The 6,563-nt window shown below is 47.2% G+C and carries 3 protein-coding genes and 1 pseudogene; 1 reads left to right on the top strand and 3 read right to left on the bottom strand.

The features are described 5' to 3' along the window. Window positions 1-340: 340 nt before the first annotated feature. The gene (rsgA, locus tag BV405_RS15455; protein ID WP_176330186.1) at window positions 341-1,540 is read left to right on the top strand and encodes a ribosome small subunit-dependent GTPase A; all 1,200 of its coding nucleotides are present in this window, start codon (window positions 341-343) and stop codon (window positions 1,538-1,540) included. A 106-nt stretch (window positions 1,541-1,646) separates the two neighbouring features. Here the strand turns inward: rsgA and BV405_RS15460 are convergent, their stop codons facing one another. The 3 genes and pseudogenes from BV405_RS15460 to BV405_RS15470 all read right to left on the bottom strand — a co-directional run. Further along, complete coding sequence (locus tag BV405_RS15460) at window positions 1,647-2,690, bottom strand: OmpA family protein (protein WP_176330187.1); 1,044 nt, start codon at window positions 2,688-2,690, stop codon at window positions 1,647-1,649. A gap of 433 nt (window positions 2,691-3,123) precedes the next feature. Beyond that, window positions 3,124-4,441, bottom strand: a pseudogene (locus BV405_RS15465) (IS1182 family transposase). A gap of 76 nt (window positions 4,442-4,517) precedes the next feature. Beyond that, window positions 4,518-6,563: hypothetical protein (locus tag BV405_RS15470; RefSeq protein ID WP_217895676.1), on the bottom strand; the 2,046-nt coding region annotated here is incomplete at its 5' end.

Below are 6,563 nucleotides of genomic sequence, written 5' to 3' on the forward strand. Positions count from 1 at the left end.
AACTTCCGCCCGAGCGCCTAACGCGCTACCCTAGCCTCTCTTTCAAACATTAACTTTTTTATCCATTCGACGAGGGCCTTTGATGATTGTTCTTTTCTCCGCCAATACTGTTTTAGCAGGTCAGGCCGCTTAATCAGCCTCCCATTATTTTTCAGAGGCTAAGCCGCTGATACCTGTGACCCGATATCCTCGCTCAATGTCTTACGAGGGAAAGGTCAGGCTTATTTACGTCCGGAGATTTATCTCCCGCAGCCCCACGCCCTAAAACCTTTTGGCCCGTTCATTTCATCTTTGTTTAACAAAGACTTCATTTAACAATGACTTCTGGAACGGAAAGACAATGTCTTCAAACGCTAAAAAACCAAGAATTACACCATCCCGCCTAAAGCGCCCGGCTACTTCGGGTAACAGCCAGCAAGATTCCACTTCTAAAACGCCGGTTCATACAGAGCAAACACTGGAATCGACCTTAAACCTGACTTCTCTGGGTTGGGGTCACTTTTTTCAGCAACAGCTGACACTTGAAGAACTTGAGCAGCAAACCCCTTTTCGGGTAACCGAGGTGCACCGAAACCGTATTGTGCTGCAGAGCATTGCGCCATCAGCCAGTGGTAAAAACAGCCTGCAGGAAGAGAACCTTTCCACTCTGTTCTGGAAAGATCTACCCGCTCAGGAAAGACCGACGGTTGGTGACTGGTTACTTCTCAATACCGATAAGCAACCGGTACGCCTGCTGGATCGCTTTAGTCTGATTCAGCGTCTGGCTGCAGGTGCCGAAACTGCTCAGCAGCTGATCGCCGCCAATATCGATACCCTGCTGATCGTCACCTCATGCAATCAGGACTTTAATCTCAGCCGACTGGAACGCTACCTGAGCCTTGCGGCAGAAAGCGGTATTCAGCCGGTTATCGTACTGACCAAAAGTGATTTGTGTGCAGAGCCGGAAGACTTTATCCGTCAGATCCAAAGCCTCGATAACCTCTTGCCCGTGGAAAGTGTAAATGCCACGGATCCGGAATCAGTAAAGCGTTTACTGCCCTGGTGTAAAAGCGGACAAACTCTGGCGCTGACCGGATCATCAGGTGTTGGAAAATCCACACTGGTTAACAGTCTGACCGGCAACCATGAGCAGGCGACTCAGGACATTCGGGAAGATGATGCCAAGGGGCGACACACTACCACAGGACGCAGCCTGCATCTGATCACCGATGGCGGCTTACTGTTGGATACTCCGGGAATACGGGAACTGAAACTGTTCGACAGTGAATCCGGTATCCGACAAACCTTCTCAGATATCGAATCACTGGCCGAACAATGCCGTTTTGCGGATTGCCTGCACCATGATGAACCGGGCTGTGCTGTGACAGCAGCTATTGAATCCGGCCAGCTGGAAGCACGGCGACTGGATAGCTTTCACAAGCTGATGGATGAGCAGGAAAGAAATCAGCAGAGCCTTGCGGAAAAACGGGAGAAGGATCGGGCATTTGGTCGTTTTATCAAATCGGCCAAAACCTCCGCCAAGCAGTTTAAGGGGCGCTAAGTCACTAAAAGTCTATATCAAAAGCCCTGAAGGATGTTCAGGGCTTTTATTCTCTGAGGCAGGTTCTAAAAATACCCCGCTCAAGTAGCTCGTGAGCTCTCGATAATTACCGAGTGATATTCTTCATATCTACCGCGTAGATAATTGCCTCAATGCGTCGGTTGGTGCTGTGTGCCATCTCGTTATCCGCCGGATCCAGCAGACGGGATTCACCATAGCCTTTACCGGTAACCCGCTTAGGATCTACCTTAAACTCGTCAACCAGAACCTTGGCAACGGCTTTAGCACGGGCATCAGAAAGTCTCAGGTTGTATTCGAACGAAGCCGGAGCGGATGTGTGGCCACCAATTTCCACTGCTGTTTCAGGATTTCGGTCCAGAAAATCAGCAACTTTCCTAATCTCCTGATAATACGCAGGATCAACTTCAGAGGAATCGTTCGGGAAGAGCACGTTAAGCTGCATCGAGACCACAAACTGCTCGGCAATCGTACAACCATCCTCATTCACCAGATATTGCATCGGTGTCCCCGGACACAGATCCAGACGATCAATCACGCCATCTTTATCAATATCCGGCTCAGGCACAGAAATAATCACGGTATGAACCGGCTTATGGGGGTTAATAAAGTCCGTTTCACTGTTATAGAACTGATAGCGAATACCCGCTTTGGTCCCTATATCTGTGAAAGAGGTTTTCATACCCTGATAAACAGCGCCTTCAGCAAACACAGACCATTGAGATGCCAGAGGAAAACTCCCCCCCAGACCTGCATTGATCACCGAATGCCCTAGCCCCGGAGTCACACTTTTAAAACCAGCGAAGGTGTAGAGATGATTCTTTTCGGTAAACCGATACATCAGATCGATACCCAGGCGACGCTCATTACCACCGGTTGCTAAAGATGAAGCCCTGTGGTAATCCTGCTGTCCCCATTCCAGACGAGCGCCCCAGGTTGGCGTAAAAAGAACACCAATTTCGATACCCGGCCCCTTACCACCATCGATATAATCGTAATCAGCATCAGTTTTCTTTTTAGTGTCAGTAGCCACAGCTTCATAAAAGCCACCAACATAAACACCCTCCTGTGCAGATGCCAGCACAGGAGACAATCCTAAACCTGCCAACAGAATAAAGCTGCTGATTTTCATAGACACTTCCCGCTGATAAAACGCAAACATGCTCTTCTTGTTGCTCTTAATACCTGAAATAAAAAACAATCCATTATCCGGCAGATTGTAACATTTTGTTAGGACTCACTTTCTCACTATGACAAGGATTTAACAATCTGCGAGTGGTTTTTGTCGCTTTTGGTAAGGATTCCACCCGGAGAGCATGAAGAAAGCCTGAATAAAATATTACTTTTTCAAAAGCCAATACAATAAAGAGTACTTTATAAAAAAAAGAGAGCCTATTGGCTTTCAGACTGCTGACAAACCCCGGTTATTTTTGACCGGGGTTCGTTTTTCAGGGCTCATCAGATACCTAATGAGCCTGCCTGACGACCCGATCTCAGATGACTCGCTCGCTTTTGATGCGTGCTATCTCGCCCTTGTTGCTTATTTCACACCTAAAACGACCTGCTCAGGCCGCTTTACTGCTCATCAACGCTATTTTCTTCATATTTTGGGCGGCTGCCGCCAGTAAACACTGCCTTTTGACACGATTCAGCCCCCGATAGCGGGCGTATCGGTAACCGTGAAGCTCTTTGGCATCGGTAGATCTTTTTCCCTACTGGGTTCAGCCGGTGCTGATCGATCCGTTCTTTACTGTCTTCCCAGACGTGGCGCGTCACTGTTTTAACCCCTTTCGCATTTTGTGTGCACTGAGCTCGTCTTGGGCTGGTCAGGCAATGTTCCGGGTTGGATTGGTAATGCCGATAACCTTCTCGATTCGTGGTGGTATAGATCAGCCGTTGGCCTTCCGGACAGGTGTAATGATCCTGCTTGGCATCATAGTGATATTCCCGCTTATAAAACGTGCCCTTGCGGTGGGTCGGGCGGTGGTAGCCGATTACCCCATACAGCTGGCGTTCTTCCAGCCCTTTGCAGATGGCTGCTGTAAAGTAACCCGCATCGACCCCAACCGCTTGGATGTCGAAGCCAAAGCGTTCCTTTTGCCGATCAAGCCGTTTGAGATAGGGCTTGCTGTCATGAACATTGCCCGGTGTGACGTGCACATCGGTGATGATGTTACAGACGCCATCCACCGTACGGTGATCCAGATAGTAAAAGCCTTTGGGCTTGCCGTCGCGCACCATGTACCCGCTGTCCGGGTCGGTGGTACTTTGCTTAATCGTGCGCGTTTCGGGCGTTTTCGAGCGCGACGGTAAGGGCTTTTTTCCATGGGCTAAGCGATCCTCCTCAACCGCCTGATCCAGTACGCCAAGATAGTCTTTGGCGCTTTGCTCGGCTTTCACCTTAATCGACTTATTCTTGTTGGCATTGGCTTTGAGATGCGTGGAATCGGTGTAAAGCACGCGTCCGGTCACCAGCTTTTTGCGCATTGCCTGCAGAACGATCTCATCAAAGATCTGCTGATACACATCGGACTCGTTAAAACGTCTGCGGCGGTTCTGGCTGAGTGTCGAAGCATCAGGGACTTTGTCGGTCAGGTTCAGACCGAGGAACCAGCGATAAGCGACATTCACCTGCACATCTCGGATCAGCTGACGCTCACTGCGGATACCGTAGAGGTAACCGAGAAACAGGAGCTTAAACAGCAAAGTCGGATCAAGCGCGGGGCGGCCGTTATCAGCGCAATAGAGATCTTTGACCAGATCATGGATAAAACTGAAGTCGATAGTGGCTTCAATTTTACGGAGTAGGTGGTCATCGGGGACGAGTTCGTTGATACACACGAACTCCAGTTCGGACTGGGTTGGGGTTTTGTCTTTTAGCATGTTGCTATTATAAAAAGTCCCCGCACGAGGCGAGGACTTTGTCAGCAGTCTGAGAGCCTATCGACTCTCTTTTTGCTTACCCCCAATCGACCGGAGTCTCATCAGGATCCAAGAATTCATCGCCGCCGTTATCTCCGTCGGAATTAAACTCTCCAAATTCAGAACCATCGGAAACTTGTTCATTCTCTATGAGAGTAGACCATCCCTGATCCCCAGAAGGCTCTTCCACACCATTTTCAAGAGCATCGATTAGTCCTTGAGGTTCTTCCTCACCGAACATAAACAAGTCATTTGAACCAGAATAATCATCCTCATTCTCAGGTGCTCCAAAATCATCAGGAGAACTAGACTCTCCAGCTTCATTAAACGGAAGTTCTGCTGCTTCTGTAGCAAACACCTCACCTCCAATGATTTCTTCAAGCTCATCCTTGCTAACTAAGAAGCCTGCTTCATCAAAAGTGATAAGCCCATCATCTCCAATATTTTCAGATTCAAAGCTTGCCACAAGTTGATCCCCAGCGAAAAAGCTTACGCTATCGCCCGAATCATATTCAAAACAGCCATTATCCAGTTCACCAGATAACCCAGAAGAGGTTTCGTAGCTCATTCCATCCAATGGTGCTTTTGCAAAACTGGCTGTACTAATGGAATCATCAACATGCTCTTCAAACACTGTTTGATCAGAGTATTGTTCGAGCATTCTCTGGACATGATCCATTGCATCTTCTTCAGAGATAGCATCCCACCCAGCTTCTTCAACTGCAGATCTAACTTCATCCTCAGAAGCAGTTTTAAGATCCAATGTGACACCTTCAAACAAAGCATGAACTTCAGGAGTAATCGTAATCCCATTATCGGGATTGCCATCCTGATCTAATGATTGAAGGAATACAGCCATATTCTCAACATATTCATCATTAAGATCAGCTCTTGAAACATCAGCCATATCCTGAAGGAACACAGCTCCTTCAGCTAAATCACCTGCATCAGCAGTACCTATCTCAACATCCCCTATCTTGAAGGTAACCTGATCTCCCTCTTTATATTGGAAAGAGCCATTTGCATCGGTAAGACCAGAGATCCCAGAGGTTGTTTCATAGATAACCCCTTCCATAACACCATCGATAGCTTGACCAGTTTTATACCCAGAATCATTCGAAGTTAAATCAGATTCATTAACTGTCTCATCAACATCGAGTTTGCCATTTGGTTTGAATTCAACCCAATCAATATCCTTGAGATCGACCGCATTAGCTTCAGAATCAAAATATTCCGTTGATGCCTTAATTAAATACTCTTCCACAGCTGAACCAAACTCTGACTCTATGTCTTCGAAGTATTTTTTTGGGTCCGAGTAATCTTTAACATCCCCGCCATATTCATCAATCTTAACAGTAGTGCCATCCTCTAGTTTGAGGATTACATGAGAAATTCCATGTGCGCCGATAACTGCTGATGGTTGATCAGTGGAGTCAGAGTCTTCAGTACTCTCGCCAGAGCAGGATGAAGTATCATCGGTTTCATCGCTAGCTATAGCAGGCTTGATAAAGAAACCAGAGGTTGCTGATGAATCAACACCATTGTCGTTGTCGCCCCCTTTATCTTTGCCATTTCCACTACCTTTACCTTTGTTTTCATTACTCTGAGACGTATCTCCATCAAAAACGATGTGAGTAAAACTATCTCCCAAATTGCTAATATCGATCTGGCCACTACTATCAAACGAACCGCTTCCGACTTCAACGAACCCCTGACCATCTGCATCAGGTTTATAAGCAGTCCAGTTTCCGCTAATGCTGTCATCTAGATCAAACCCTCGAACATCAAAACTTGTTGAGTCAAACTCCCCACCAAGATCGACTACTAGGGATTCATTGTTTTCAATGGCAGCATCCTGATTACCTTCATCTTTGTTCTTATTACTTACGCCATACCAATCTTCACCATCAAATTCGACCTCAGAAGTTTTTGCCTGAGCAGACTGAGTATTGCCATTACTAACCCAGCTGTTAAAACCATTACCTTCATAGGCGCCGTACTCATAATCCTGGCCTGAGTCTGAATCACAATCAGAATCACTGTCCGAATCGGAGTCACTATCGGAGTCTGAATCGCTATCGGA

The organism is Oceanospirillum sanctuarii (assembly GCF_002150805.1).
Classification (GTDB): domain Bacteria; phylum Pseudomonadota; class Gammaproteobacteria; order Pseudomonadales; family Halomonadaceae; genus Oceanospirillum; species Oceanospirillum sanctuarii.

What these genes read in the sequence shown, in the direction of transcription:
- rsgA (WP_176330186.1), top strand. Translation starts at nt 341, where the DNA reads ATGTCTTCAAACGCTAAAAAACCAAGAATTACACCATCCCGCCTAAAG.
- BV405_RS15460 (WP_176330187.1), bottom strand. Translation starts at nt 2,690, where the DNA reads ATGAAAATCAGCAGCTTTATTCTGTTGGCAGGTTTAGGATTGTCTCCT.